Below are 24,675 nucleotides of genomic sequence, written 5' to 3'. Positions count from 1 at the left end.
ATAGCGGGGACAGATTCCCCGTTTCGAAGTACGTTGGCTTAAGCGGGGAGAGTTTCCCCGGTATCCTGGAGGAGCAGTCGCCATGACCACCGTCGTCGCCGAGTCGGCCCCTGCCGCGGGGAGTGTGCGTGCGCCGAAGTTGCGCGCGGACGCGAGCCGGAACCGGGAGCGGATCGTGCTGGCGGCCCGGGACGCGTTCGTCGAGCACGGTGCCGATGTACCGTTGGACGAGATCGCGAAGCGGGCGGGGGTCGGCAATGCCACGCTGTACCGGAACTTCCCGGACCGGGTGGCACTGATCCGCGAGGTGGCGCTGCTCGTCAAGAACCGCATCCTGACCCTCGCCGAGACGGCGACGGCCGAGGCGGATGCGGGCGAGGGCGGCGGTCCGTTCGACGCTCTGCAGCGGTTCGCGCACGCGACCGTGGCGGAGAAGGTCGGCGGGCTCTGCGCCGTCTTCACCAGCACCATCGACCCCTACGACCCTGAGCTGACCGAGATCCGGGAGCGCCTGCGGACCGCCGTGAGCGGACTGATGGAGCGCGCCCGGGCCGCGGGCGAACTGCGGTCCGACGTGGACCACGGGGACCTGTTCATCGCGATGAGCCAGCTCACCCGGCCGCTGCCGGGCACCTCCTGCGGACTGCTCGACGAGTTCGTCCACCGGCACCTGCAGCTGTTCCTGGACGGCCTGCGCGCGCCCGCGCGTTCGGTCCTGCCCGGCCGACCCGCGACCTTCGAGGACTTCCGACCCCAGGGCTGACCCACCACCTGGACCCACACCACTGATCCGACCTCCCAGCACCCTGCCGCCGCGCCGCTGACCGGCGCCGGTTCCGGACGCCCTCGCGCGCCCGCACCCCGCACCTGAACCCTTACGGCAACCATCCGCTCCCGTACGGCAGTTGACCGTTCTCGCACGCCACGCACCGTGAAGTGAGTACCCCCATGCCTGAAACCGACGCCCGCCCGGCGACGCTGCCCGATCCCCGGCGCTGGAAGGCGCTGATCTTCATCGGCCTCGCCCAGCTGATGGTCGTCCTCGACGCCACCATCGTGAACATCGCCCTGCCCTCCGCCCAGAAGGACCTGGGCATCTCCGACGGCAACCGCCAGTGGGTGATCACCGCCTACGCGCTGGCCTTCGGCGGCCTGCTGCTGTTCGGCGGCCGGATCGCGGACCTCTGGGGCCGCAAGCGGACCTTCGTGGTCGGCCTGACCGGCTTCGCCCTCGCCTCCGCGCTCGGCGGCGCCGCGGCCAACACCGCGATGCTGCTCGGCGCCCGCGCCCTGCAGGGCGTGTTCGGCGCGCTGCTCGCGCCGGCCGCGCTGTCGCTGCTCGCGGTGACCTTCACCGAGGCCAAGGAGCGCGCGAAGGCCTTCGGCATCTACGGCGCGATCGCCGGTGGCGGTGGCGCCATCGGCCTGATCCTCGGCGGCCTGCTGACCGAGTACATGAACTGGCGCTGGACCTTCTTCGTCAACATCCCGTTCGCCATCGTGGCCGCCACCGGCGCCGTCATGGTGATCCGCGAGCCCGCCGAGGGCCGCAACCGCAACAAGCTGGACATCCCCGGCGTGGTGCTGGTGACCACCGGCCTGGTCTCGCTGGTCTACGGCTTCACCCGCGCCGAGTCCAGCGGCTGGACGGCCGGCAGCACCCTGGCGCTGTTCGCCGCGGCCGTCGTGCTGCTGACCGCCTTCGTCCTGGTGGAGCGCGGCGTCAAGGCCCCGCTGCTGCCGCTGCGCGTGGTGCTCGACCGCAACCGCGGCGGGGTGTACATGTCGCTGGGCATGGCCGTGATCGGCATGTTCGGTCTGTTCCTCTTCCTCACCTACTACCTGCAGATCGTGCGCGGCTACAGCCCGGTGCTGACCGGCGTCGCCTTCCTGCCGATGGTGGCGGGCATGATCACCGGCTCGACCCAGATCGGCGCCCGGCTGATGACCCGGGTCCCGGCGCGCTACCTGATGGCGCCCGGCTTCCTGACCGCCTCGGCCGGCATGTTCCTGCTGACCCACATCGGCCTGGACACCTCGTACCCGGCGCTGATCCTGCCCGGCCTGGTCCTGATGGGCCTCGGCATGGGCACCGCGTTCATGCCGGCCATGAGCCTCGCGACGCACGGCGTCCAGCCGCGCGACGCGGGCGTGGCCTCGGCGATGGTCAACACCTCGCAGCAGGTCGGCGGAGCCATCGGCACCGCGCTGCTGAACACCATCGCGGCCAGCGCCACCACCAGCTGGCTGGCCTCGCATCACACCGCCGCGGCCCTCACCTCCCCGGAGGCCGCCAAGGCGCTGCAGTTCGGCGGCATGGTGCACGGGTTCACGACCGCGATCTGGGTTTCCTTCGGGATCCTGGTGGCGGCCGCCGCGGTCGCCTTCACCTTCATCAACGCCGGTCGGCCCGGCGCCGCGGGTGCGGGCGCCGGGGCGGGCTCGGGCTCGGTGAAGAACGACGAGGTGCCGGTGCTGGTGCACTGACCCTCTCGGGGTACCGCCCGTCATCCGGGCGACTCGGGTGCGTACGCGGCCCGTCCGGTGTCCTCCACGGCACCGGGCGGGCCGCTCGCATGTCCCGGGCCCGCGCGTTCGACGTCGACGGCGCGACGGCGGCCGACGGGGAGCCGGGGAGCCGGGGAGCCACCCCCCACTGGAAGTGGGGAGCTCTCCCCGATTATGGTGACCCCAGCGCGAATCGGGGAACTATCCCCGTTTCCTTTGGACTGAGGTGCGTGCACATGACCCGGAATCAGAACCCAGGGCGGGGGCAGCGGGCCGCCGACTGGGCGGACGGTCGGCTGGGGATCTACTCCCTGGCCAGGGCCAACCTGCGGAAGATCTTCCCGGACCACTGGTCCTTCATGCTGGGCGAGATCTGCCTCTACACCTTCCTGATCATCATTCTGACCGGCGTCTGGCTGACCCTGTTCTTCAAGCCGAGCATGGGCGAGGTGATCTACGACGGCTCGTACGTCCCGCTCAAGGGCATCTCGATGTCGGAGGCCTACGCCTCCACCGTGAACATCAGCTTCGAGGTGCGCGGCGGGCTGCTGATCCGTCAGATCCACCACTGGGCGGCGATCGTCTTCGTCGCGGCCATGTTCGTGCACATGATGCGGGTGTTCTTCACCGGCGCGTTCCGCAAGCCGCGCGAGATCAACTGGGTGTTCGGCTTCCTGCTGCTGTTCCTCGGCATGCTGGACGGCTTCTTCGGCTACTCACTCCCGGACGACCTGCTCTCCGGCACCGGCATCCGGTTCATCGAGGGCGTGCTGCTGGCCGTTCCGCTGGTCGGCACGTACATCCAGATGTTCCTGTTCGGCGGGGAGTTCCCCGGCCACGACATCGTGCCGCGGTTCTTCACCATCCACGTGCTGCTGATCCCGGGCATCATGCTCGGCCTGCTGGTGGCGCACCTGATCCTGGTCTTCCACCACAAGCACACCCAGTGGGCGGGCCCGGGCAGGACCGAGAAGAACGTGGTCGGGATGCCGCTGATGCCGGTCTACACGGCCAAGGCCGGCGGGTTCTTCTTCCTGGTGTTCGGGATCGTCGCGCTGATGTCGACGGTCGCCACGATCAACCCGATCTGGGCCTACGGCCCGTACCGGCCGGACCAGGTCTCCACCGACGCCCAGCCGGACTGGTACATGGGCTTCGCCGAGGGCCTGATCCGGGTGATGCCCGGCTGGGAGATCGGGCTGTGGGGGCACACCCTCAACCTGGGGGTACTGATCCCCTTCACGATGTTCCCGCTGATCCTCGGCGCGATCGCGGTCTACCCGTTCATCGAGGGCTGGGTGACGAACGACGGGCGGGAGCACCACCTGCTCGACCGGCCCCGCAACGCGCCCGTGCGCACCGCGCTCGGCGCGGCCTGGATCAGCGTCTACCTGGTGATGCTCGCGGGCGGCGGCAACGACCTGATCGCCACCCACCTGCACCTGTCACTCAACGCGATCACCTACGCGGTGCGGATCGGCTTCTTCGTCGTCCCGGTGGCCGTGTTCGTGATCACCAAGCGCTGGTGCCTCGGCCTGCAGCGGCGGGACCGGGACAAGGTGCTGCACGGGCGGGAGACCGGTGTGATCAAACGGCTGCCGCACGGCGAGTTCACCGAGCTGCACGCCGGGCTCGCACCCGCCGAACTGCACCGGCTCACGGCGCACGAGCAGCCCCACCCCCTCGAACTGCCGCCCGCGGTGGACGAGAATGGAGTCGCCCACCCGGCGGGTGCGCTCACCCGCACCCGTGCCAGGCTGTCCCACGGGTTCCACGGCGAGCACGCGCGGATCCCCAAGCCCACCGCCGAGGAGTACCGCGAGATCGCCGAGGGCCACGGGCACTGACCCGCCCCCACGCCAGAGGGAGGACATCGTGCACGACCGAACCGACCAGCTCGCCGACAGCAGGTACCTCCTGCTGACCACCTTCGGTGACGACGGAACCCGGCTGGACTCGCAACTCTGGGTGGTGTCCGACGGCACCGCGCTCGGTGTCTGGACCCCCTCCCACTCCGGCGAGGCCGAGCGGATCCGGCGCCACCCCAGGGTGCTGATCGGCCCCTGCGACGCCCACGGGCGCCCCACCGGCCGGCAACTCCCGGCCCGCGCACGGCTCTGCGACCCCGAGGCGACGGCCCGCTACCGCACCTCGCTGATCAACAAGTACGGCCTGACGGCGCTGATCGCGCTGGCCCGCAGCCGGTTCCGGGTGGGGCTGGCGGGGACGGTCGGGATCCGGATCACGCTGAACGAGCTGGAGCAGCGGCTGGTCGGGCCGGAGTGGCGGCCGCCGGCCACGTACTGCGCCAACTGAGACGCACTGCGTCAACTGACGGCCGTCGGGGCTCCGTTGAACCCGCGGGCGGCCTCGTGCCCGCCGACTGCCGGAACCCCGGGGAACGGGGCCCGGTACTCGGCGTCACCGGCACCTGCCCGTCACCGGCACCCGCCGGGGTCAGAGCCCGTCGTCCGGCGCCCGGGCCAGGTCCCCCGGCTCACAGGCCTCCCGGCCGGTCGCCACGTGCACGACCTTGATCGTGCGCTCGGGGCCGCCGGGGACGACCCGCTGCTCGTGCCCGCAGCGCGGGCAGATCAGCGGGATGCGCGGGCGGTGCGACTCCCGTCCGGCCTGGTCCGCGCCCGGGTGCGGGGCGGTCACGTCAGCGGGTGGGTCGGGACCGGGCTGACCTGCTGGATCTCGCCGTGGGCCTTGGTGAGCAGCTGCGAGGCGAGGTCGTTGAGCGCGCGGGCGCCCGCGATCTCCTCCCCGACCCGCAGCTGTTCCGGGTCGGAGGGGTGGCGGCTGCTGTAGCCGTGGGCACGCAGTTCGGTCCCGTCGCTGAGCCGGAGCATGGCGGCCGCGCTCGTCCGGGGACCGTCCTCGCGGAACTCCATCTCGATGTGCCAACCGACCAGAGTCTGCATGGCGGATCACCTCCATCGGTTACTCCTCCAGAGTGCGCCGCACCCAACGTGAACACCAGAGCAGCCGGACCTGAGGCGAGTTGAACGCGTTCAAGTCGACGACGTAGAGTCGGCGGCGACAGCGCATTTGAACGCGTTCAAGAGGGGGTGCACCCGCTGTGGGCACGGGCACGACGGAACTGGTGGACCTACTGGTCCTGCTCGGCATGGGTGCCGTCCTACCGCTCGGCCTGGCGCTGATCGACGAACCCGGGCTGGCCCGGATCCGCCGGCTCTGGCCGCTCGCCGCCGTCCCCGGGGCGCTCTCGCTCTGGCTGCCGCGCGGCGCCCTCGCCACCGGGCCGGCGGTCGTCTACGCGCTCGGCACCCTGGCCGTCGCCCTGCACGCGCCGCTGCGGCTGGCCCGGACCCGTTCGCTCGCCCCCGCCGAGGTCGCGGTGCTCACCGCGCTCGCCGCGCCCTCGGTGGCCGGGGTCGCGCTGGTCGCCGAGCGCTCCGGCTACCCGCTGTTCGGCTTCGAGCCGCACATCCTGGCGCTGACCGTCCCGCACTTCCACTACGCCGGATTCACCGCCGCGCTGGTCGCCGGGCTGGCCTGCCGGGCCGCCCACGCCTCCCGGCCGGCCCGCCGCGCGGCGCTCAGCGTCCCGGCGGGCACCCTGCTGGTCCTGGCCGGGTACTTCCTCGGCGACTGGTGGCAGTTCGCCGGAGCGGTCGTACTGACCACCGGGATGTGGCTGGTCGGCCTGGTCAGCTGGCGCGAACTGCGCCCCCGCAGCGGGGACGCGGTCACCGCCCGGCTGCTGGCCGCCTCCTCGGCCGTGCTGGCGCTGACCATGCTGCTCGCCCTCTGGTGGGCCTTCGGCCGCGCCGCCGGACTCCCCCACCCCACCCTGACCTGGATGGCCGCCACCCACGGCCTCGGCAACGCGCTCGGCTTCGCCCTCTGCGCGCTCCTCGCCTGGCGCCGGATCAACGCCACGGAGATCTCCCGATGAACGACTACAGCTACCCGGAGCAGGGTGCCAGCCGCACCGGCGAGCTGCCCGCCGGGTACCGCCACCTGCGCCACCGGGCGCTGATCGGCCACGGGCACGCCGCACTGGAGGTCGCCGGGGCCGCCCTGCTCGGCTGGCGGATGCACCGGCTCGCGGGCATCCGGATCGACGCGGAGGCCGAGGAGGCGGCGGCGGGCGTCGCCGTGCGCTGTGCGATCGGTGTCGGCCCGCTGCGGGCGGGCGCGCCGAACCGGGTGCTGGCCGCCGTCACCGGCCCGGACCGGTACGGCTTCACCTACGGGACCAGGCCCGGGCACCTGGGCCGGGGCGAGGAGACCTTCCTGGTCGAGCTGGCGCCGGACGGGGCGGTCTGGTTCAGCGTCACCGCGTTCAGCCGGCCGGTCGCCTGGTGGGCCCGGCTGGCCGGACCGCTGTTCCCGCTCCTCCAGCGCGCCTTCGCCCGGCGCTGCGGGCGGGTGCTGGCCGCGATCGCGGCGGACGCGGCGTAAATCGGCTGGTCCGGCCCTCAGACCGTCCGGCATCATCGCCGGGTGAAATCGATGCAGCCAGTCCTGGAGATCCACGCCGCCGACGACTTCGCGCTCTGGCCCACGACGATGCACCGGTCGTACGGATTCATGCTGCTGGGCGGGAAGTTGACGCCGGAGGAGGTCGGTACGGCGGTGTGGCAGCTCGCCGAGCGCAACGAGGCGGACCTCGAGGAGGGCGAGGACCCCGGTGCGGGTCCGGCAGGCCCGCTGGACGCCTTCCTGCACGGGCTGCTCTCCTCGGAGCAGCTGTGCTCCCCCGGCGGTTTCCGGGTGACCGACACCGCCACCGGGGCGGTCTTCGAACCGGGTTGCTGCATCTGCCTGGAGGACTGGCGCGAGTGGCTGGACGTGGCCGACGGCTCGGGTCAGCACTGGTTCGGTCACGACCCGGACGCGCGGGCCGAATGCACCGACGGCCTGGTCCGGTTGACGGTGGACGCCAACGTCAAGGACGGCCCGGTGATCGAACTGCCGGTGGACGAACTGCGCCGGCTGATCGCCGGGGCCGAGCAGGACCTGCGCGACTTCGTCCGGCTGGCGGGCGGTTGGGCCGAGCGGCAACTCCCCGAGCGCTCCGCCGTCGTCACCGCCGCGCTGGCCCGGGCCCTGGACCTGGAGAATCCGGCGTGACCAGCTTCCTCACCCACCGCGCCCTCGTCCACGACACCACCCTCCCGGTCCACCGACGCCACGTCGCCCTGCGTACCTGCCTCACCCGCTTCGCCCCCTACCGCTTCCGCGCCACCTACCACCACCTCACCCTCACCGCCCGGATGCCCCGGCTGCTGGAGGCCGACCCGGACTCGCTGGTGCGGGCGGTGGAGGAGCTGCACGAGGCGCGGCAGCTGTGGCTGGCCCGGACCGAGGAGTACGCGACGCAGCGGCGGGCGGCGAAGCGGGCCGGATCTCGACGGCCGCCCGAACCGGCGTGGTGGAACCAACACTCACGGGAGGTGCCCAACGCGGCCTGGAGCCAGGACCCCTTTCTGCACCCGCAGTTGAGCCTGCCCGACTACGTCCGGCGGCGGAACGCGCTGATGGACGGCGCCGAGCTGCCCGGCTGTCCGGCCTGCGGTGAGGAGGGGCCGGCGGTGTCGCTGTCGACCGGCCACGGCCGCGCCGCGCTGTGCCGCACGTGTGCCCGGGTCCTGTGGCCCTGCCCGTGCGGGCAGGGCCACAGCTTCGAGGCGCAGCTGCGGGTCGCCTGGAGCCGGATCTGGCAGCGCGAGCACATGACCGGCACCGGCGGACCCAACCCGTACTGGCCCACCCACCTGGGCACGGCCCGGATCGAGCAGCTGGAGTCGTACACCGTGCGCTGGGACTCGGGCGTGCTGCACTACTACCGCGACGAGGAGGGCCCCGCCACTGAGGGCCCGCCGGGCACCTGACCGACGCCGGCCGAACAGGACGGCAGGCCCTCCGGCTCAGGCATGGTGCGCGGGCACGGCGACCAGCAGGGCGCCGGTGTCCTGGACCCGTACCTCGAAGTGGTCGATGTCGCCCGGCTGGAAGGCCGCGCCGCCGGTGGTCTGCAACGTGCCCCGGTAGTCGGGCTCGTCGTAGCCGCCCGTCGGAACGCTCCAGGTGGTGACCGTCTGCTGCTCGCCGGTGTGCGAGACGGCGACCAGGCGACAGGTCAACGGGCCCTGGACGCCGCTGAGTCGCAGGCTGACCTGGCTGCCCCAGGCCTTCCCGTCCACGCCGACGGTGGCCTTGGCGCCGGTGCTCGGGTCGGTGGCGCTGAACTGCTCGGCGACGGCGACCACGGCGGGGCCGCTGTCCGCGGTGAGCACCGCGGCGGTGACGGCCGGGCCCGCCGCGACCATCGCGGTCGCGGCCAGGGCCAGCACCAGCCTCCGCACCCGGCCCCGCCGCCGGACGGTCGTGACCTCGGCGGTCAGCCGGTCCAGGAGCCGCGGGTTCGGGCTCGGGACGGGCTCGGCCGGGTCGAGCCCGGCGGCCCTGGCCGACTCGACGTACTCGGCCAGGGCCGGCTCCAGGAAGCCGAGACGGCCCACCTGCCCGGTGCACTGCGGGCAGTCGGCGAGGTGCCGTTCGAAGGCGGTGCGCTCAGCGGGCTCCAGCAGGCCGAGGACGTAAGCACCGGCGTCGACGTGCTCGGCGGCGTCGGGCACGTCGGTGTCGGGCTCGGCGGTGTCGGGCACGTCGGTGTCGGGCACGTCGGTGTCGGGGAGGCCGGGGACGCGGTCTGGTCCACCGGGGTCGGCGCCGGGGCGTTCGGTCACGATGTCACTCCCCGTTCCTCCAGCGCGAGCCTGAGCGAGCGCAGTGCGTAGAACACCCGCGACCGTACGGTGCCGGCCGGGATGCCGAGTTCGGCGGCCGCCTCCCCGGCGGTGCGGCCCTTGAGGTAGGTCTCGACGATGATCTCGCGGTGTGCGGGCGACAGGTCGCCGAGCGCGTCCGCGACGGTCATCATCCGCAGCGCCCGGTCGATCTCGTCCTCGGCGGGCAGCTGTTCCAGCGCCGCCGCGTCCACCTCGCGCGGCCGGGCGCGGGCGCTGCGGTGGTCGTCGATGACGATCCGGCGGGCGACGGTGACCAGCCAGGGACGCAGCGAGTCGGCCTGCGGGTCGAGCCGGTGGATGTTGCGCCAGGCTCGGACCAGCGTCTCCTGGACGACCTCCTCGGCGTGCTGGCGGTCCCCCGCGACCAGGTGGAGCACGAAGCCGAAGAGCGGACCGGCATGCTCGCGGTACAGGGCCCGCATCAGCTCCTCGTCCGCGGCCCCCGTACCGTGCGCGGCACTGCCGCCGGCGGGGTGCTCCTCGGTCACCACTTCTTCATCGTGGCGCACCCGGGCCTGCTGGTCGAGGGCGGCGGTCGGCATCGGTCAACGGTCCTCGGTCGGCAACCCGGGGTGGTGGGCGGCTGGTTGCCGCCGGTCGGGGTCGGCGCGAACCGGGTGCCGGCCACGCCCTGGCCCCGTGGGGGCGCTGCGCATGGGGAGCCTCCCGCCTCGGTGAACGGACCGGACATCCTTCTGTACGGTCCGTGGTGACGGCATACTCAGTCCGGAAGGGCCCCGGAATACCCCGGCGGGCATCACCGTTGTGCCCGGCAGATGGTCCGTACCGCCACCTTCGGAAGGGAAGGATTCGCGAGATGAGCAACATGGTCGAGCTGACCAAGGAGAACTTCGACGAAATCGTCCCGGGCCCGGAGGGCAAGGACTTCGTCTTCATCGACTTCTGGGCCGGATGGTGCGGGCCGTGCCGCCAGTTCGCCCCGGTGTACGAGAAGGCCGCCGAGCGCCACCCGGACCTGGTCTTCGCCAAGGTGGACACCGAGGCGCAGCAGGAGCTGGCCGCCGCGTTCGGCATCCAGTCGATCCCGACGCTGGCGATCATCCGTGAGGGCGTGCTCGTCTTCTCGCAGCCCGGCGCGCTGCCCGAGGCGGTGTTCGAGGACCTGATCGGCCAGGCCCGCACGCTGGACATGGCCGAGGTGAAGCGCAAGGTGGCGGAGGAGCAGGCGGCCGGCGGCCAGGCCTGATCCGGACGAGCCTGACGGGCCCGGGGAGCGGTGTCCCCCCGGGCCCTCGTCATGCCGGCGGCCCGTCCCCTTCCCGCCCGCTCTCTTCCCGCCCGCCGTCTCCCCGCCCGTCCTCCGCGCCCCAGGCGGCGAGCCGGGCCGCGAGCGCCCGGACCTCCGCCCGCAGTTCGGCGGGCTCGCGGACGGCGAACGGCCAGCCCAGGCCGGCCAGCATGACCGCGACGCCGTCCAGGTTCTGCGCCCGGGCCCGCAGCAGCACCCGGTCCTCGGCGAGCTCGGTGAGCGTGCCCGCGGCGGGCGGCAGTCGACGGCGCGCCTCGGCGAGGGTGGTCCCCAGCTCCACCTCCACCCGGTGCCGCCAGGGCACCCCCGCCAGCGACTCCACCACCCGCTGCACCGGGTCGACGTCCTCGGGCGGCTCGAAGCCGGCCTCGCCCTGTTCGACCCGCTCGATCCGGTCCAGCCGGAAGGTGCGCGGCTCGCCGCTGCGGTGGTCGAGCCCGGTGGTGTACCAGCGGCCGGAGTGGAAGACCAGCCTGTACGGGTCGAACTCGCGCTCGCTGGGCCGGTCCTCGCGGTCCCGGTAGGCGAGCCGCACCCGGCGCCGGCGGCGGGCCGCCTCGGCCAGGGTGAACAGCGCGGCCGCGGCCGGGCTGGGGCCGACGGCGGGCGTGGTGGTCACGCCGAGGGTCTGCTCGACGGCGGCGATCCGTTCGCGCAGCGGCGGGGGAAGCACCCGCTGGATCTTGGCGAGGGCGGTCTCGGCGGCCCGCTCCCCCACCGACAGGCCCGAACTGCGCCCGGCCAGCAGGCCGAGGACCACCGAGGCGGCCTCCTCGGGGTTGAGCATCAGCGGCGGGAGCCGGTAGCCGGGCAGCAGGCGGTAGCCGCCGTAGCGGCCGCGTTCGGCGTGGACCGGGATGCCGAGTTCGGCGAGGCGCGCGGTGTAGCGGCGGATGGTGCGTTCGTCGACGTCGAGCCGGGCGGCCAGTTCGGCGCCGGTCAGGCCGGGGCGGTCCTGGAGCAGCTCCAGCAGGGCGAGCACACGGCTGACCGGGTGTTCCACCGGGGTGCTCCTTCCTTGCCGCGACATCCGGGCGGGATCTGTCCGGATTCGATCCTAGAGTCGGCGGTGACGGAGGCCCCACCCACGAAGGAGCGATCCACCATGAGCACGTTCGTACTGGTCCCCGGGTTCTGGCTCGGCGCCTGGGCCTGGGACGAGGTGGCCGGGCCGCTGCGCGCGGCCGGGCACGAGGTCCATCCGGTGACCCTGCCCGGAGTGGCCGAACGAGCCTGCGAGCAGGGCGACTTCGGGCTGGAGGACCACATCGCCGACCTGGCCGAGCTGCTGGTGCGCGAGGACCTGTGGGACGTCGTGCTGGTCGCGCACAGCGGCGCCTGCGCCCCGGTGGGCGGGGTCGCGGACCGGATGCCGGAGCGGATCCGCCGGGTGGTCTACCTGGACAGCGGCCCGATGATCGACGGCGGTTCGCTGTACGACCTCTGGCAGCCCGACTACCGCGAGGCCGCCGACGCCACGGTGGTCGACGGCCGTCTCCCGATGCCGCCCTGGGACGTGATCGCCGCCCACGGCGCCAGCATCGAGGGCCTGGACGACGCCACCCTGGCCCGGGTCGGCGCGCGGGTCACCCCGCAGCCGGCCGGGACGTACCGGGACCGGCTGCGGCTGACCGGCGCCGGGGCCGCGCTCCCGCAGGCGCTGGTGTCCTGCTCCTTCCCGCTCGACCAGGTGCGGGCGATGATCGCGGCCGGCCACCCCTGGTTCGTCGGACTGGACGGGCCGAACTGGGAGCTGCGCGAACTGCCCACCGGGCACTGGCCGATGTTCTCCCGCCCGGCCGACACCGCCGCGCTGCTGGCGGAGCTCGCGGCAATCTGACCCGGTCCGCGTGTTCGCCCGCGCGAAGGCGCGTCCAGGTCGCAGGATGGGCCCCACGCCGCGCCCGCGTACGGGTGGCGGGTACGGGAGCACGGGCAGCCGCGGCCCCCGCCCCGGGGGCCGGGTGGCCATCGAGACCACGGAGGACGGACATGACCAGCAGCACCGCCGAGGAGTACGACGTCATCGTCGTGGGCGCGGGCCCGACCGGCGAGAACGTGGCCGAGCGGACGGTCGCCGCCGGGCTGCGCACGGTGATCGTGGAGGCGGAACTCGTCGGCGGGGAGTGCTCGTACTGGGCCTGCATGCCGAGCAAGGCGCTGCTGCGTCCGGCCGCCGCGCTGACCGACGCCCGCTCGGTGGCCGGCTCCCGGGAGGCGGTGGGCGGCGGGCGGCTGGACGCGGCCGCGGTGCTGGCCCGGCGGGACTCCTTCACCTCGCACTGGAAGGACGACGGGCAGGTGCAGTGGCTGCGGGACACCGGCATCGAGCTGGTCCGCGGCCACGGCCGGCTGGCCGGGGTGCGGACCGTCACGGTGGAGGCCGAGGACGGCACCGAGCGGGTGCTCACCGCCCGGCACGCCGTCGCCGTGTGCACCGGCAGCCGACCGCTGCTGCCCGCCGGGGTGCCCGGTCTGGCGGAGGCGCACCCGTGGACCAACCGGGAGGCGACCGGCTCGCCCGCCGTCCCCGGGCGGCTGGCGGTGGTCGGCGGCGGGGTGGTCGGGACGGAGATGGCCACCGCGTGGCGGGCGCTCGGCGCCGAGGTCGTCCTGTTGGTGCGCGGGGAGGCGCTGCTGCCGCGGATGGAGCCCTTCGCGGGCGAGCTGGTCACCGAGGGGCTGCGGGAGGCGGGGGTGGACCTCCGGTTCTCCGCCGTGGTCACCGCGGTGGAGCGGGCCGGGGCCACCGGGCCCGTCACGCTGACGCTCTCCGGCGACGAGCGGCTGACCGCCGACGAGGTGCTGTACGCGACCGGCCGGGCCCCGCGCACCGCCGACATCGGGCTGGAGCAGGTCGGACTGCGGCCGGGCGACTGGCTGGAGGTGGACGACAGCTGCACGGTGCTCGGAGTCGACGGCGAGTGGCTCTACGCGGCCGGGGACGTCAACCACCGGGCGCTGCTCACCCACCAGGGCAAGTACCAGGCCCGGATCACCGGCGCGGCGATCGCCGCCCGCGCCCAGGGGCGCGCACTGGACACCTCGCGCTGGGGCGCGCACTCCGCGTCCGCCGACCTGGCGGGCGCGCCGCAGGTCGTGTTCACGCAACCGGAGGTCGCGGCCGTCGGCCTGACCCTGGCGGCGGCCGAACGGCTCGGGCTGCGGGTCAAGGCCGTCGACCACGAGATCGGCGCCGTCGCCGGGGCCTCGCTGTACGCCGACGGCTACCGCGGCCGGGCCCGGGTGGTCTACGACCTGGACCGGGAGGTGATCGTCGGCGCCTGCCTGGTCGGGCCCGCCGTCGCCGAGCTGCTGCACTCGGCCACCGTCGCGGTGGTCGGCGAGGTTCCGATCGACCGGCTCTGGCACGCCGTCCCCTCGTACCCGACGATCAGCGAGGTGTGGCTGCGGCTGCTGGAGGACTGCCGGGGGTAAACCGCCACCCTCCGGGTGAGCGGCGCGGCGAGGTGTGGCCTCCGGTGGACGGCGGGACACTGGCAGTCGGGGAGGGGCGTCCCGGGGGGCCGTGCTCGTGACCAGGTGGTGTGAGGCATGACCGAGGTGCTGTTGGCCGTCGGAACCGAGAAGGGCCTCTTTCTCGGCCGCAGCCGCGACCGGCTGGACTGGGAGTTCAGCGGGCCGCACTTCCGGATGAACGCGATCTACTCCGTCTCGATCGACCGCCGCGACGGCCGCACCAGACTGCTCGTCGGCGCCGACAGCAGCCACTGGGGGCCCTCGGTCTGGCGCTCCGACGACCTCGGCGCCGACTGGTACGAGCCGCCGCGGCCGGCGATCCGCTTCCCCGAGTCCACCGGCACCTCGCTCACCCGGGTCTGGCAGCTCCAGCCCGCCGGACCGGAGGCCCCCGGGGTCGTGTACGCCGGCACCGAGCCCGCCGCGCTGTTCCGCTCCACCGACGGCGGCGAGACCTTCACCCTGGTCGAGTCGCTCTGGAACCACCCCCAGCGCAGCGAGTGGGGCGCCGGCTACGGCGGCCAGGGCCTGCACACCATCCTGACCGACCCGCGCGACCCGCAGCGGCTGCTGGTCGCCGTCTCCAGCGGCGGCGTCTACCGCAGCAAGGACGGCGGGGACAGCTGGGAGCCCTCCAACACCGGGCTGCGCGCCGAGTTCTTCCCGCCGGACAGCCAGTACCCCGAGTTCGGCCAGTGCGTCCACAAGATCGCCCCGGACCCGGTCCACCCGGACCGCCTCTATCTGCAGAACCACGGCGGCGTCTACCGCAGCGACGACTGGGGCGGCAGCTGGCGCTCCATCGTGGACGGGCTGCCCGCCGAGTTCGGCTTCGCCGTCGCCGCCCACCCGCGCCGGGGCGACACCGCCTACCTCTTCCCGCTCGGCGGCTCGGACGACCGGATCCCGCCCGGCCGCCGCTGCCGGGTCTTCCGCACCACCGACGGCGGCACCAGCTGGCAGCAGCTCGGCGAGGGGCTGCCCGGCGAGGACCACTACGGCATCGTGCTGCGCGACGCCCTGCGCACCGACGACGCCGAACCGGCCGGGATCTACTTCGGCAACCGGACCGGCGACGTGTACGGCAGCCGGGACGAGGGCGAGAGCTGGTCGCTGCTGATCTCCCACCTGCCGGACGTGCTCTGCATCCGCGCGGCGGTGGTGGGTTGAGCAGCGCCCGGTGGTGAACCCGCTGGTCGAAAACCTGTTGCCTGGACGCTCCCGTCCTGGTGAGCATGGGCCGCCGACGAACGATCTCGTGAAGTGGGGTGGGCCATGCCCGAAGCGGACTGGGTGACCAGGCGGAACGACGACGGCGTACCGGTGGTGCGCTACCAGCCGGGAGAGCGGGAGGGGCGGCCCTGGGCCGACCTGTTGGAGGTCCTGGACGACTCGGTGGACGCGGCGGAGTTCGTCCGCGCCGAGCTGCCCGGCTGGGTGGTCTCCGGCCCTCCCGAGCTCGGAAAGCGCCTGCTGGAGCGGGGCGCCCGGCGGCTGCGGCACGCCCACACCTTCCGGCGCGACCTGCGTGCCGACCCCCCGCCCGCCGACTGGGCCGGAGCGCCGCTGCGCGAGGGCCTGCGGGCGGTGCCCTGCGACCGCGCGCCCGAGGAGTTGCTGGAGTCCTGGCGGGCCGCCTTCCACCCCGACCACGTGGACCACTTCCGCGGTGACGACACCCAGGCACTCGCCGAGCGGATCGGCCCGCTGCTCGCCGGGAGGGCCATCGGTCCGGTGCTGCCCTCCAGCCTGCTCGCCGTGGACGCCGAGGACCGGGTGGTCGCCGGGGCCGTGCTCACCGACCGCGACGGCCTGCCGTGGGTCGCCGAGGTCTTCCGCCACCCCCGACGCGGCTACCGCGGCCTCGGCGCCGAGCTGCTGCGCCGGGCGATCGCCGACGCCGCCGAACGCGGGCTGGCCGACGTGCACCTGGTGGTGTCCGAGGGCAACCCGGCCCGCCGCGTCTACGAGTCGCTGGGATTCCTGCTGCAGGAGACCTCGCTGACCGTGATCGTGCCGGACGCCGGCTAGCGACCGAGGCCCCGGGTTCCAACGGCTCACGGCGCACAGCTCAGGGCGCACAGCTCAGGGCACAGGGCGCAGGGCTCACGGCCGGGCGAGTTCCAGGACGGCGATCCCGCCCAGGACGGTGAGCGCGGCGGTCAGCCGCAGCCGCCCGAGGCGCTCCCGGAACACCACCGTGGTGACCAGCGCGGCGATCCTGGCCTGATGGCTCTTGTTCCACGGCCCACGCTTGTGTCGCTCGCTGCGCGAGACCAGTGTCTTGACGTCCTCCCCGCCCCAACGGACGGGGACTCCCCCGCGCCTGCGGCACGGATACCCGTGGTCCGCAGGTCGCCAAGGCGGGTTCCCCGTTCAACGGGCCGTGCCTGGCGCGGGATCGCCACGCCGGGTCTCACCGGCCCTCCAGGGGCGTTTAGCCTGTCCGCCTGCCCGGCGGCCAGGATGTTCCGAGCAGCATTGAGGTCACGGTCGTGCACCACGCCGCACGCCGGACAGGCCCACTCCCGAACGTGCAGGGGCTTGGGCCCGTCGCGGTGTCCGCACTCCGAGCAGAGCTGGGAGGACGGGAACGCGCGGTGCACGACGACGACCGTGCGCCCGTAGCGGGCGGCCTTTTCCTCGAGCAGACGGCGGAAAGCGGACCACCCGGCGTCGTGCACGGACTTGGCCAGCGGGCCGCGGGCCAGGCCGCGCACATTCAGGTCCTCCAGGTACACCGCTTGAGTTTCGCGGATGATCCTGGTGGTCTGCTTGTGCAGCCAGTCCATGCGGGGGTCGGCTACCTTGGCGTGCGCCCTGGCGACCTTCCTGCGGACCCGTTGTGGACGCACTCGCCCAAACCCTGCTGGCACTGCGCGGGCCGCGCGCGGAGCAGGCTCTGCGCCTCTCGGCGGACGCCTGCGCGCGCTACGTCTACTAGGGGAAGCGCCCGTGAGCAGGCTAGGAGCGGGGGCCGTGCGTGCCCTCGACCCTGGCGCCGCGCACCACGACCATGGTCAGGCCCACCGCGACCAGCAGCTCCGCCCAGAAGAACGCCGCGTAGTCCAGCAGCGAGCCGATCGGCGGGTTGCCGGGTGCGGCGTTGCGCATGCCGACCAGGGCGAACAGGGTCGCCGCCATCCAGCTCAGCGCGGGCCAGATGATGCCGCGCCGCTGCCGCACGATCAGCCAGGCCGCCAGCAGCACCGCCAGGGCCAGCGCCCACATCGCCGCCATCATGAACCAGGCCAGGATGAAGGTGCTGCGCGAGCGGCTGATCCGCTCGGTGACCGCGACGCCGTTGCCCTCGCTCAGCGTCGCGGTCTGCTTGAAGGCGAAGAAGGGGTCGCCCTCCTCCAGCCCGATCACCAACGGGACGGGCCGCCCGCCGACGGTGGCCTGGAAGCCGATGATCGCGCCGTAGTGGTCGAAGGGGTAGTCCGACACCCGTCCGTCGAACAGGTTGAACGTCACGGCGCTGGAGCCGATCTGCTGGCCCGCGGGATACCTGAGCGTGGTCTGCTCCAGCGAGGTGGTCTCCAGCACCACGTCCCCGGCGGGCACCAGCAGGCTCTCCGCCGTCTGCAGGGCGCCGTGGGGCTGCACCACGACCTTGGCGGTGACGGTCTGCGCGGCCGCGTCCACCCGCTGGAGCACCACGTCGACCTCCAGGAAGTCCGGGCCGGGCGCGGTGGCGCCCGCCACCTGGGCGTGGCTGCGGCTGGAGCGCTCGTTGAAGTAGAGCAGCAGCCCGGCGGCCACCGACAGCGCGATCGCCACCACCACGACGTACGCCCGCCACGGCCGGACCTTCGGCCGGACGGCGCCCGCGACGGAACCACGCGCCCGGGCGTGGATCCGGACCCGGGGGCGGGCCGTGGGGCGCGACGGCCGGACCACCCGGCGGTACGGCGGTGTCCGACGCTGCGGCGGCGTGCTCATCGACCTGCTCCCACGGTCGGCGGCGGCACCCGCTGCCGCCCGTCCCGCCAGCGTCCGCACGTCGCCCCCTCCCCCGCAACCGGGGCGGGCCGGTCGGGGCCTGCCCGGAGCTCGGGAAAGCCGCCGGTCGGAGGTGCTGTGTAGGCTCAATACCCATGGTGAGGGTGACACGGGACGATGTGGCGCGGGCGGCGGGGACGTCCACGGCGGTCGTGAGTTATGTGATCAACGACGGACCCCGGCCGGTGGCGCCGGCCACCCGGGCCCGGGTGCTCGCCGCGGTCGAGGAGCTCGGCTACCGCCCCAACCGGGTCGCCCAGGCGATGGCGCGGCGGCGGACCGATCTGCTCGGCATGGTCGTGCCGGACGCCCGGCAGCCCTTCTTCGCCGGGCTCGCCCACGCCGTCGAGCAGGCCGCCACCGAGCACGGCCGGCTGCTGCTGATCGGCAACTCCGACTACGCCGACGAGCGTGAGGCGCACTACATCCGTGCCTTCCTCGGCATGCAGGTGGACGGCCTGATCCTGGTCACCCAGGACCCGGCCACCCCCGGGCTGACCGGCTTCGACTCGGCCGACGGCACCCCGGTCGTCCTGCTGCACCACCGCGCGGAGAGCGCCGGCGGCGTGGCCGTGGTGGCGGACGACGAGGGCGGAGCCCGCGAGGTGGTCCGCCACCTGCTCGACCACGGCCACGCCGAGGTGCACTGCTTCGGCGGCACCCTGGCGCTCAGCCCGCTCGACCCGGTCACCGGGCGGACGGCCGGCTGGGCCGCGGCGCTGGCCGACGCCGGGCTGTCCCCCGAGGGGCGGCTCACCCAGGCGCCCTTCGACCGGGTCCGGGCGCACGCCGAGGCGCTCACCCTGCTGAGCCGGCCCGACCGGCCGTCCGCCGTGTTCTGCGCGACGGACGACCAGGCGATAGGCCTACTGCGGGCCGCCGACGACCTCGGCATCCGGGTGCCGGAGGACCTCGCGGTGGCCGGCTTCGACGACATCGCCGAGGCGGTGATCGCCGGACCGGCGCTGACCACCGTCACCACCGCGCCGGACGCGATGGCCCGGGCCGCGCTGGAACTCGTCCTCGGCGGGCCGGAGCGCCGCGCCGCCGGGGCCCGGACCTTCCCGGCCGAGCTGGTGGTGCGGCGCTCCTGCGGCTGCCCGGCCCCCGACCGGGCAGCTGGCCTGACGTAACGTCAAAGCCGTGGACCGGTGGGTCAGTTCAGCTGGAACGTGGCCTCGACCGGGTAGTGGTCGCTGGGCGCGTTGGTGTCCAGCTGGCCCGGCGTCCAGCCGGCCTGCGGGTCGAAGTCGACCTTGACGGCGGACATCCCGGCCGGCACCGGGCGGCCCGGGGCGTTGAGGTAGCCGATGTAGTCGAGGTCGTCCCGGTAGTCCTTCGGGAAGGTCTCGACGCCCGCCATGTACTGGCACCAGGAGGAGACCGGGCAGTCCATGGTGGTGCGGTCCTGGCTCGCGTCGGTGGCCGGGGTGCCGAGCACGCCGTTCACCGCGTTCTGGGCGTTGGTGTAGTCGCCGCGGCTCTGGCCGTGGAAGTACTCGACGTTGAGGTCGCCGCCGATCAGCACCGGCGCGCTGCTGCCGACGATCCCGTCGACCCAGGCGCGGATCTCGGCGAGCTGGCCGAGCCGGGTGGACTGGGTGGTGTCGGTGGAGACGTCCGACTCGTCGGCCTGCAGGTGGGTGCCGACCACCCAGGAGGTGTTGCCGCCCTTGTTGACCTGCACCAGCGCCGCGCCCTTGTCGGCGTGGTAGTCCCAGGTGCCGTAGGTGGAGTTGCTGAAGACGTGGGCGTACTGGGCGGTGATCGGGTACTTGGAGAGGATCATCGTGCCGCCGTTGATGACGAACCACGAGCTGGAGCAGTTGCCGCTGATGCCGGTCCAGCCGCCGCCGGAGCAGGTCCCGCCGACCACCGGGGTGCGGTACGGGTAGAGGTCGGCGAGCTTGCTGTTGATGTCGGCGGTCGAGCTGTTGTTGAACTGCTCGTCCAGGATGACCACATCGGCGTTGTGCTGACGGACGATCTGCTCGACCACCGGGGTGCGGCGGGCGGCCTGCTCGTTCTGGGTGCTGTCGACGATGGCGGTGCCGAGGTCGACGTTGAAGGCGAAGACGGACAGCGTGGTCGGGCTCGCCGAGGTGGTGGCGGAGGCGGTCGGGGCGGTGCCGCCGAGCAGCAGTGCGGCGGCGGCCGCCGAGGTGAGGGCGGTGGCCGTGCGACGCGAGAGCATGGGCGTTCTCCTGGGGAGGGATCCGTCAATCCGGTGGGGCCCGGCGCCGGGGTGACCGGCCGCCGGGGATTGGCGGGGGAACGCTAGCTACCGCTCGGTACTTCGGGAAGAACGCCAGGCGATCAGTTCCGGCAGATCACGTGGCCATGAGATGTCTGTACAGCTCTGGGCGGGTGGACGACAAGATGTCTGTACACCCTTGCACCCGGCGGTCGGGGTCCGGTGAACCGCCGTCAGCCGTCCAGAAGTTCGTCCGCGAGCAGATCCATCAGCAGGTTGTCGTGCCAACTGCCGTCCGGGCCACGCTCGTACTGGCGCATGGTGCCCACCGGGCGGAAGCCGACCTTGGCGTAGCAGCGGATCGCGGCCGCGTTGTCCGCGGCCGGGTCGATCACCAGCCGGTGGTAGTGGTGGTCGTGCACCAGGTGCCGGGCCATCACGCGGACGGCGTCGGTGCCCAGGCCCAGGCCGTGCACCGACGGGTCCAGGTAGAGGTCCATCCCGGCGTGCCGGTACTCGTCGTCGTTGTTGGCGTACCACTGGATGGCGCCGACCACCTTGCCGCCCAGGTCGATCGCGAAGGTCTCGGTGTCGGGCGATTCCAAGTCCCCCGCGACCTCGTCGGCCAGGTCGTCGCCGCCGCGCCAGCGGGCGAACACCTCGGGCGTGCTGCGGATCGCCACCAGCGCCGGGATGTCGTCCTCGGTGGCCGGGCGGAGGGTGACCAGGGTGCCGTGCAGAATCGTCCCCATATGGGGCATGTTGGCACGGAATCCGTTCCGCGGCGAGCGGTTTGACCGCGTCGCCCGGGCCTTCGACCGCGTTGCCCGCACCCCGTGCGACCAGGGATGATGCTCCGCCGTGACACACCTCATCATCATCGTCCTGGTCGTGGCGATCTCCGCCGCCGTGACCAAGGCCAGGAAGTCCAAGGCCACCACCTGGGCGCAGAGCGATTTCGACGCCGCGGCCTACGGCCTCGTCCCCCGCGAGCGGCTCGACCCGCACCGGGGCGGCCCGCCGCCGGCCCCGCACCGCCGCAAGGAGTCGCAGGCGATGGCCGACGCGGCCTGGGCCGGGAACTGGCGGCCCGCCGCCGAGTACGTCGAGGCCGCCGGGCAGGACTGGGACGAGCGGTGGTCCCGGCTGGAGCTGCTGGACTCGATCGCCGGCCAGGACGACGCCTGGCTCAAGGCCTGGCGCGCGGCCGACCCGGGCCACTGCGACGCGGCGGCCCTGGAGGCCAGCCGGATGGTGCACGCGGCGTGGGAGATCCGGGGCGGCAAGTACGCCCACGAGGTGCCCGAGGAGGACATGAACGCCTTCCGGGCGATGCTGCCCGCCGCCATCGAGGCGGCCAAGCGGGCCTCGCTGCTCGACCCGGCCAACCCGGCGCCCTGGGTGGTCATGGTGACCGCGGCGCGCGGCGCCCAGTACCAGCCCGAGCAGTTCGAGGAGCTGTGGCGCGGCCTGATCGAACGGGCGCCGTTCCACTACGCCGGCCACCTCCAGGCGCTGCAGTACTGGTGCGCCAAGTGGTTCGGCTCGGACCGGAAGATGACGGCCTTCGCCGAGAAGGCGATGGACGCGGCCCCGGCCGGCAGCCCGCTGGCCGGCGTCTACCTGTTCGCGCTGTACGAGCTGGAGCTGCGCAAGACCCTCGGCGGGCTGACCAGCGACGCGACCCAGCGCCGGCTGAAGCAGGTGGCGGCCTCGCTGGCGCGGGTCCGGCCGGACGACCAGCGGCTGACCATGCTGCGGCACCTGCTCGCCGCCTACGCGGGCCGGGCGGAGCTGTACGACGTCGCGCTGGAGCAGTTCCGGGCGATCGGCCCGTACTGCGGCTGCAAGCCGTGGACCGAGGCCGACGACCCGGTGGCCGCCTTCGAGCTGGCCCGCGGGGCGGCCGTGCGGCTCTCCGGGGCGCAGCCGCTGCCGCCGGAGCTGCGACCCAAGGCGGCTCGCCCGTAAGGGCGTTGGGGCCGACCGGCGGGGTGGGCCTGGGGGGACGCCCGTAACGGCGCCGGGGGGCTACCCGGCGGGCTGGGCCTGGGCCGGGTCGCCGAGCGGGCCGAGCCAGACGGCGGTGACGGAACTGACGTAGCGGGCGCCGCAGTGGTCGTCGGGGACGACCAGCTGCGGGCCGGCGGTGTCCAGCGGGGCGCCGTCCATGCTGGTGGCGAGCAGGATCCGACGGCCGCCGAAGTCCGGGTCGATCTCGGCCCAGGAGACCACGGCCCGGTGGCCGTCGGCGCCGACCACGTTGAGCAGGAAGCGCAGCCGCTGCTTGCGGCCGGAGAAGTCGATCCGGGGCCGGGCGGCGAGCAGGACGTCCAGCAGGGCCGGGCCCTCGTAGCCGTGGCGCTGCTCGCCCTCGGTCCGGCAGTCGAAGCTGACCTCGACCCGGTGCGCGGGGAGGGTGCGCAGTTGCTCGACGGTCAGCTCGGCGGGCTCGTCGAGGTGGCCGTGCAGCCGGACGGTGGGTCTCGCCGGGGTCATGGTGCTCCCTCCTCCCGGGCCGCGCCGCTGCGGCCCGGGAGATGGGTACCCGAGGGGGAGCCCTGGCATTCGCAGCTGCGGCGCTGAATGCCTTCTTTCATCGGCAGCTGCGATGACTGGGAGGGTTTTCGGCCCGCAACTGCGAGTCCTCGTACGGGGCGCGCCGGAGGAGACGGCTCGGCGCGCCCCGCACCCATGGGAGCAGCCCGGCAATCGGGCGGACGACTGGTTCCGGGCACCAGCCGCAGGCCCCTTCGCTGGATGATCCGACAAGAAGGTTCACGGTCTCTCAGCTGGCATTTACGATGCGAATGAGGCCTTCGTCCTCGCATGTGCAAGAGATGTAGGTGCGACGTACCACCGCGACACCCGGGCGAGAGCGAGCGAGAGATGATCGTCGGAGACCTGCTGCACCTCGACGACCTGTCCATCCGGGTGGCCTGGGGCACCCCCGAGCTGCTCGACCGCCCGGTCACCGGCGTGAGCTCCACCGACCTCCAGGACCCGGCCCGCTACCTCCAGCCCGGCGAGCTGGTGCTCACCGGACTGGTCTGGTGGCAGCCCGCCGACACCTCCGGCGCACTGCGCTTCGCCACGGCCCTGCGCAGCGCGGGCGTGGCGGCGCTGCTGGCCGGCGAGGGCACCCACGGCAGCATCCCGGACAGCCTGGCCGAGGCCTGCCGCACCCACGGCATCCCGCTGCTCGCGGTGCCCGCCGGGGTGAGCTTCCGGGCCGTCACCGACCGGGTCTACCTGCGGCTCTGGGGCGACCTGCGGGCCGGGGCCCAGGACACCGCGGCCATCCCGGAGACCGTCCGGCGCGAGCTGCTCGACCTGGTCCGCGCGGAGGCCGGGCCCGGCGAGGTGCTGGCGCACGCGGTCGACCGGCTCGGACTGCCGGACTGCTCGCTCACCACCGCCGGCGGCCGCCCCCTCGCCCCCGGTGCCCCGCCCGCCGCGACCCGGGAGAGGGGGTCCGCCGGACGCGGCGAGGCCGGGCTGCCGGTCGGCCCGCAGGACGGCTCCCCCTTCGACGGCTGGCGGCTGCGGGCCCACCCGCGCACCCCGGCCGCCGACCCGGCGCTCCAGGGCCTGGCCGAGCTGCTCGCCCCGCTCGCCGCCCGCGCCCAGGCCGCGGCGGGCGCCCGGCGCCGGGCCGCCGGACGCCTGCTGGACGCGCTCGCCGACGACGGCCGACTCGCCGAGCCGCTGGCGGCCTGCGGGCTGGACGGCGCCGGGCCGCTGGTGGCGGTCAGCGTGCGGATCGAGCCCGGCCGGTCGGGCGACGAGGTGCCGGCCGGCTGGGCGGCGCACGCGCTGGCCGAGGCGCTGCACCCGCTCGACGCGCCCTACGCGGCGGGCACCGACCGCACCGGGCTGGCCGCCGCGCTGGTGGCCGCGCCCGTGGAGCGGGTCGCCGAGCGGTTGCGCCGGGCCCACCCCGCGCTCCAGGCCCGGCTGACCGGCCGGCGCACCCTGCGGCTCGGGGTCGGCCCGGCGGCCCCGCCCGACCCCGAGCCGTTGCGGGCGGCGCTGGTGCAGGCCCGGTACGTCCTGGCGGGCCCGGCCGGTCCGGTCGCCAGCGCGGCCGAACTGGACACGCTGGACAGGCTGCTGCGCGGCATCCCGGCGGAGGTGACGGCTGCCTTCCACACCCGGCTGCTGGCCCCGCTGACCGCCCACGACGAGCAGAACGGCGTCTCGCTGCTGGGCACCCTGGCGGTGTTCCTGGACCACGACGGCTCCTGGGCGCGGACGGCGGAGTCGCTGCACATCCACGTCAACACCGTGCACTACCGGATCCGCCGGATCGAGGAGCTCACCGGCCGCGACCTGGCCCGACTGCGGGACCGGACCGACCTGCGGGCGGCGCTGCTGTGCGCGCCTCAGGCCCTGTCGAGCTGAAGCGCCTCACGGATGAAACCCGTGGC

The 24,675-nt window shown here is 73.8% G+C and carries 26 protein-coding genes; 16 read left to right on the top strand and 10 right to left on the bottom strand.

The genetic code is table 11. The features are described from left to right. The first annotated feature begins 82 nt into the window (after nt 1-82). The 4 genes from ACFVWU_RS15080 (at nt 83) to ACFVWU_RS15065 (ending at nt 4,824) form a co-directional block, all read left to right on the top strand. Entirely contained in the window at nt 83-763 is a 681-nt protein-coding gene (locus ACFVWU_RS15080) for a TetR/AcrR family transcriptional regulator (RefSeq protein ID WP_387620058.1), read from the top strand. Between the two features lie 185 nt (nt 764-948). Next, nucleotides 949-2,487: an MFS transporter gene (locus ACFVWU_RS15075; protein ID WP_387620055.1), complete on the top strand. Its 1,539-nt coding sequence runs from the start codon at nt 949-951 to the stop codon at nt 2,485-2,487. A gap of 257 nt (nt 2,488-2,744) precedes the next feature. Next, nucleotides 2,745-4,355, top strand: coding sequence for a cytochrome bc complex cytochrome b subunit (locus tag ACFVWU_RS15070; RefSeq protein ID WP_387620052.1), 1,611 nt, complete (start codon nt 2,745-2,747; stop codon nt 4,353-4,355). A gap of 28 nt (nt 4,356-4,383) precedes the next feature. Beyond that, nucleotides 4,384-4,824 (top strand): PPOX class F420-dependent oxidoreductase, encoded by a 441-nt coding sequence (locus ACFVWU_RS15065; RefSeq protein WP_387620050.1) that lies wholly within the window; start codon nt 4,384-4,386, stop codon nt 4,822-4,824. A gap of 141 nt (nt 4,825-4,965) precedes the next feature. Here ACFVWU_RS15065 and ACFVWU_RS15060 read toward each other — a convergent pair whose 3' ends face one another. Together ACFVWU_RS15060 and ACFVWU_RS15055 are read right to left on the bottom strand one after the other, a co-directional pair. Further along, nucleotides 4,966-5,169 carry a hypothetical protein gene (locus ACFVWU_RS15060; RefSeq protein ID WP_387620047.1) on the bottom strand — a complete coding sequence of 68 codons (204 nt, stop codon included), beginning with the start codon at nt 5,167-5,169 and terminating at the stop codon, nt 4,966-4,968. Continuing rightward, the gene (locus ACFVWU_RS15055) at nt 5,166-5,435 is read right to left on the bottom strand and encodes a DUF1876 domain-containing protein (RefSeq protein WP_387620044.1); all 270 of its coding nucleotides are present in this window, start codon (nt 5,433-5,435) and stop codon (nt 5,166-5,168) included. The genes ACFVWU_RS15060 and ACFVWU_RS15055 overlap by 4 nt, the downstream gene beginning before the upstream one ends. A gap of 206 nt (nt 5,436-5,641) precedes the next feature. Between ACFVWU_RS15055 and ACFVWU_RS15050 the strand changes: the two genes are divergently transcribed. Genes ACFVWU_RS15050 through ACFVWU_RS15035 form a run of 4 tightly spaced genes read left to right on the top strand, consistent with a single transcriptional unit; the run spans nt 5,642 to nt 8,375 of the window. Continuing rightward, nucleotides 5,642-6,433, top strand: a complete 792-nt coding sequence (locus ACFVWU_RS15050) for a YndJ family protein (protein ID WP_387620100.1) — start codon at nt 5,642-5,644, stop codon at nt 6,431-6,433. Beyond that, nucleotides 6,430-6,942 carry a DUF1990 family protein gene (locus ACFVWU_RS15045; RefSeq protein ID WP_387620041.1) on the top strand — a complete coding sequence of 171 codons (513 nt, stop codon included), beginning with the start codon at nt 6,430-6,432 and terminating at the stop codon, nt 6,940-6,942. The genes ACFVWU_RS15050 and ACFVWU_RS15045 overlap by 4 nt, the downstream gene beginning before the upstream one ends. A gap of 51 nt (nt 6,943-6,993) precedes the next feature. Further along, nucleotides 6,994-7,614, top strand: a complete 621-nt coding sequence (locus tag ACFVWU_RS15040) for a hypothetical protein (RefSeq protein WP_387620097.1) — start codon at nt 6,994-6,996, stop codon at nt 7,612-7,614. After that, nucleotides 7,611-8,375, top strand: a complete 765-nt coding sequence (locus ACFVWU_RS15035) for a hypothetical protein (RefSeq protein ID WP_387620038.1) — start codon at nt 7,611-7,613, stop codon at nt 8,373-8,375. The genes ACFVWU_RS15040 and ACFVWU_RS15035 overlap by 4 nt, the downstream gene beginning before the upstream one ends. 36 nt (nt 8,376-8,411) lie before the next feature. Here the strand turns inward: ACFVWU_RS15035 and ACFVWU_RS15030 are convergent, their stop codons facing one another. Continuing rightward, nucleotides 8,412-9,233 carry a zf-HC2 domain-containing protein gene (locus ACFVWU_RS15030; protein ID WP_387620035.1) on the bottom strand — a complete coding sequence of 274 codons (822 nt, stop codon included), beginning with the start codon at nt 9,231-9,233 and terminating at the stop codon, nt 8,412-8,414. Then, complete coding sequence (locus tag ACFVWU_RS15025) at nt 9,230-9,838, bottom strand: sigma-70 family RNA polymerase sigma factor (RefSeq protein WP_387620032.1); 609 nt, start codon at nt 9,836-9,838, stop codon at nt 9,230-9,232. The genes ACFVWU_RS15030 and ACFVWU_RS15025 overlap by 4 nt, the downstream gene beginning before the upstream one ends. Before the next feature lie 266 nt (nt 9,839-10,104). On the opposite strand from ACFVWU_RS15025, the gene ACFVWU_RS15020 reads away from it, so the two are divergent. After that, entirely contained in the window at nt 10,105-10,503 is a 399-nt protein-coding gene (locus ACFVWU_RS15020) for a thioredoxin family protein (protein ID WP_387620094.1), read from the top strand. A 49-nt stretch (nt 10,504-10,552) separates the two neighbouring features. Here ACFVWU_RS15020 and ACFVWU_RS15015 read toward each other — a convergent pair whose 3' ends face one another. After that, entirely contained in the window at nt 10,553-11,569 is a 1,017-nt protein-coding gene (locus ACFVWU_RS15015; protein ID WP_387620030.1) for a helix-turn-helix transcriptional regulator, read from the bottom strand. Nucleotides 11,570-11,671: 102 nt separating this feature from the next. Here ACFVWU_RS15015 and ACFVWU_RS15010 point away from each other — a divergent pair, with 102 nt between their 5' ends. The 4 genes from ACFVWU_RS15010 to ACFVWU_RS14995 all read left to right on the top strand — a co-directional run bounded on the left by ACFVWU_RS15010 (nt 11,672) and on the right by ACFVWU_RS14995 (nt 16,077). Beyond that, entirely contained in the window at nt 11,672-12,406 is a 735-nt protein-coding gene (locus tag ACFVWU_RS15010; protein WP_387620027.1) for an alpha/beta fold hydrolase, read from the top strand. Between the two features lie 152 nt (nt 12,407-12,558). After that, nucleotides 12,559-14,004 (top strand): dihydrolipoyl dehydrogenase family protein, encoded by a 1,446-nt coding sequence (locus ACFVWU_RS15005; RefSeq protein ID WP_387620024.1) that lies wholly within the window; start codon nt 12,559-12,561, stop codon nt 14,002-14,004. A 117-nt stretch (nt 14,005-14,121) separates the two neighbouring features. Further along, on the top strand, nt 14,122-15,216 hold the full coding sequence (locus ACFVWU_RS15000) for a WD40/YVTN/BNR-like repeat-containing protein (RefSeq protein ID WP_387620021.1): 1,095 nt from the start codon (nt 14,122-14,124) through the stop codon (nt 15,214-15,216). Nucleotides 15,217-15,321: 105 nt separating this feature from the next. Further along, entirely contained in the window at nt 15,322-16,077 is a 756-nt protein-coding gene (locus tag ACFVWU_RS14995) for a GNAT family N-acetyltransferase (RefSeq protein WP_387620019.1), read from the top strand. A 131-nt stretch (nt 16,078-16,208) separates the two neighbouring features. On the opposite strand, the gene ACFVWU_RS14990 is transcribed toward ACFVWU_RS14995, so the two are convergent. Together ACFVWU_RS14990 and ACFVWU_RS14985 are read right to left on the bottom strand one after the other, a co-directional pair. Further along, nucleotides 16,209-16,901, bottom strand: a complete 693-nt coding sequence (locus ACFVWU_RS14990; protein WP_387620016.1) for an RNA-guided endonuclease TnpB family protein — start codon at nt 16,899-16,901, stop codon at nt 16,209-16,211. 109 nt (nt 16,902-17,010) lie between these two features. Then, complete coding sequence (locus tag ACFVWU_RS14985) at nt 17,011-17,991, bottom strand: DUF4436 family protein (protein WP_387620014.1); 981 nt, start codon at nt 17,989-17,991, stop codon at nt 17,011-17,013. Between the two features lie 155 nt (nt 17,992-18,146). Between ACFVWU_RS14985 and ACFVWU_RS14980 the strand changes: the two genes are divergently transcribed. Further along, nucleotides 18,147-19,184, top strand: a complete 1,038-nt coding sequence (locus ACFVWU_RS14980) for a LacI family DNA-binding transcriptional regulator (protein WP_387620011.1) — start codon at nt 18,147-18,149, stop codon at nt 19,182-19,184. Nucleotides 19,185-19,207: 23 nt separating this feature from the next. Here the strand turns inward: ACFVWU_RS14980 and ACFVWU_RS14975 are convergent, their stop codons facing one another. Continuing rightward, entirely contained in the window at nt 19,208-20,245 is a 1,038-nt protein-coding gene (locus ACFVWU_RS14975) for a sphingomyelin phosphodiesterase (protein ID WP_387620008.1), read from the bottom strand. A 233-nt stretch (nt 20,246-20,478) separates the two neighbouring features. Beyond that, nucleotides 20,479-20,997 (bottom strand): GNAT family N-acetyltransferase, encoded by a 519-nt coding sequence (locus tag ACFVWU_RS14970; protein WP_380611731.1) that lies wholly within the window; start codon nt 20,995-20,997, stop codon nt 20,479-20,481. A 109-nt stretch (nt 20,998-21,106) separates the two neighbouring features. Between ACFVWU_RS14970 and ACFVWU_RS14965 the strand changes: the two genes are divergently transcribed. Next, nucleotides 21,107-22,216, top strand: coding sequence for a hypothetical protein (locus ACFVWU_RS14965; RefSeq protein WP_387620005.1), 1,110 nt, complete (start codon nt 21,107-21,109; stop codon nt 22,214-22,216). A gap of 60 nt (nt 22,217-22,276) precedes the next feature. Here the strand turns inward: ACFVWU_RS14965 and ACFVWU_RS14960 are convergent, their stop codons facing one another. Further along, nucleotides 22,277-22,744, bottom strand: coding sequence for a molybdopterin-dependent oxidoreductase (locus ACFVWU_RS14960; protein ID WP_387620002.1), 468 nt, complete (start codon nt 22,742-22,744; stop codon nt 22,277-22,279). 390 nt (nt 22,745-23,134) lie between these two features. On the opposite strand from ACFVWU_RS14960, the gene ACFVWU_RS14955 reads away from it, so the two are divergent. After that, nucleotides 23,135-24,649: a PucR family transcriptional regulator gene (locus tag ACFVWU_RS14955; protein WP_387619999.1), complete on the top strand. Its 1,515-nt coding sequence runs from the start codon at nt 23,135-23,137 to the stop codon at nt 24,647-24,649. Nucleotides 24,650-24,675: the final 26 nt, after the last annotated feature.

The sequence above is a fragment of the Kitasatospora sp. NPDC058190 genome (assembly GCF_042883685.1).
In the GTDB taxonomy this organism is placed as follows: Bacteria; Actinomycetota; Actinomycetes; order Streptomycetales; family Streptomycetaceae; genus Kitasatospora.
The sequence above is the reverse complement of the archived record's forward strand: the minus strand, read 5'-3'. Positions and strand labels throughout refer to the sequence as shown.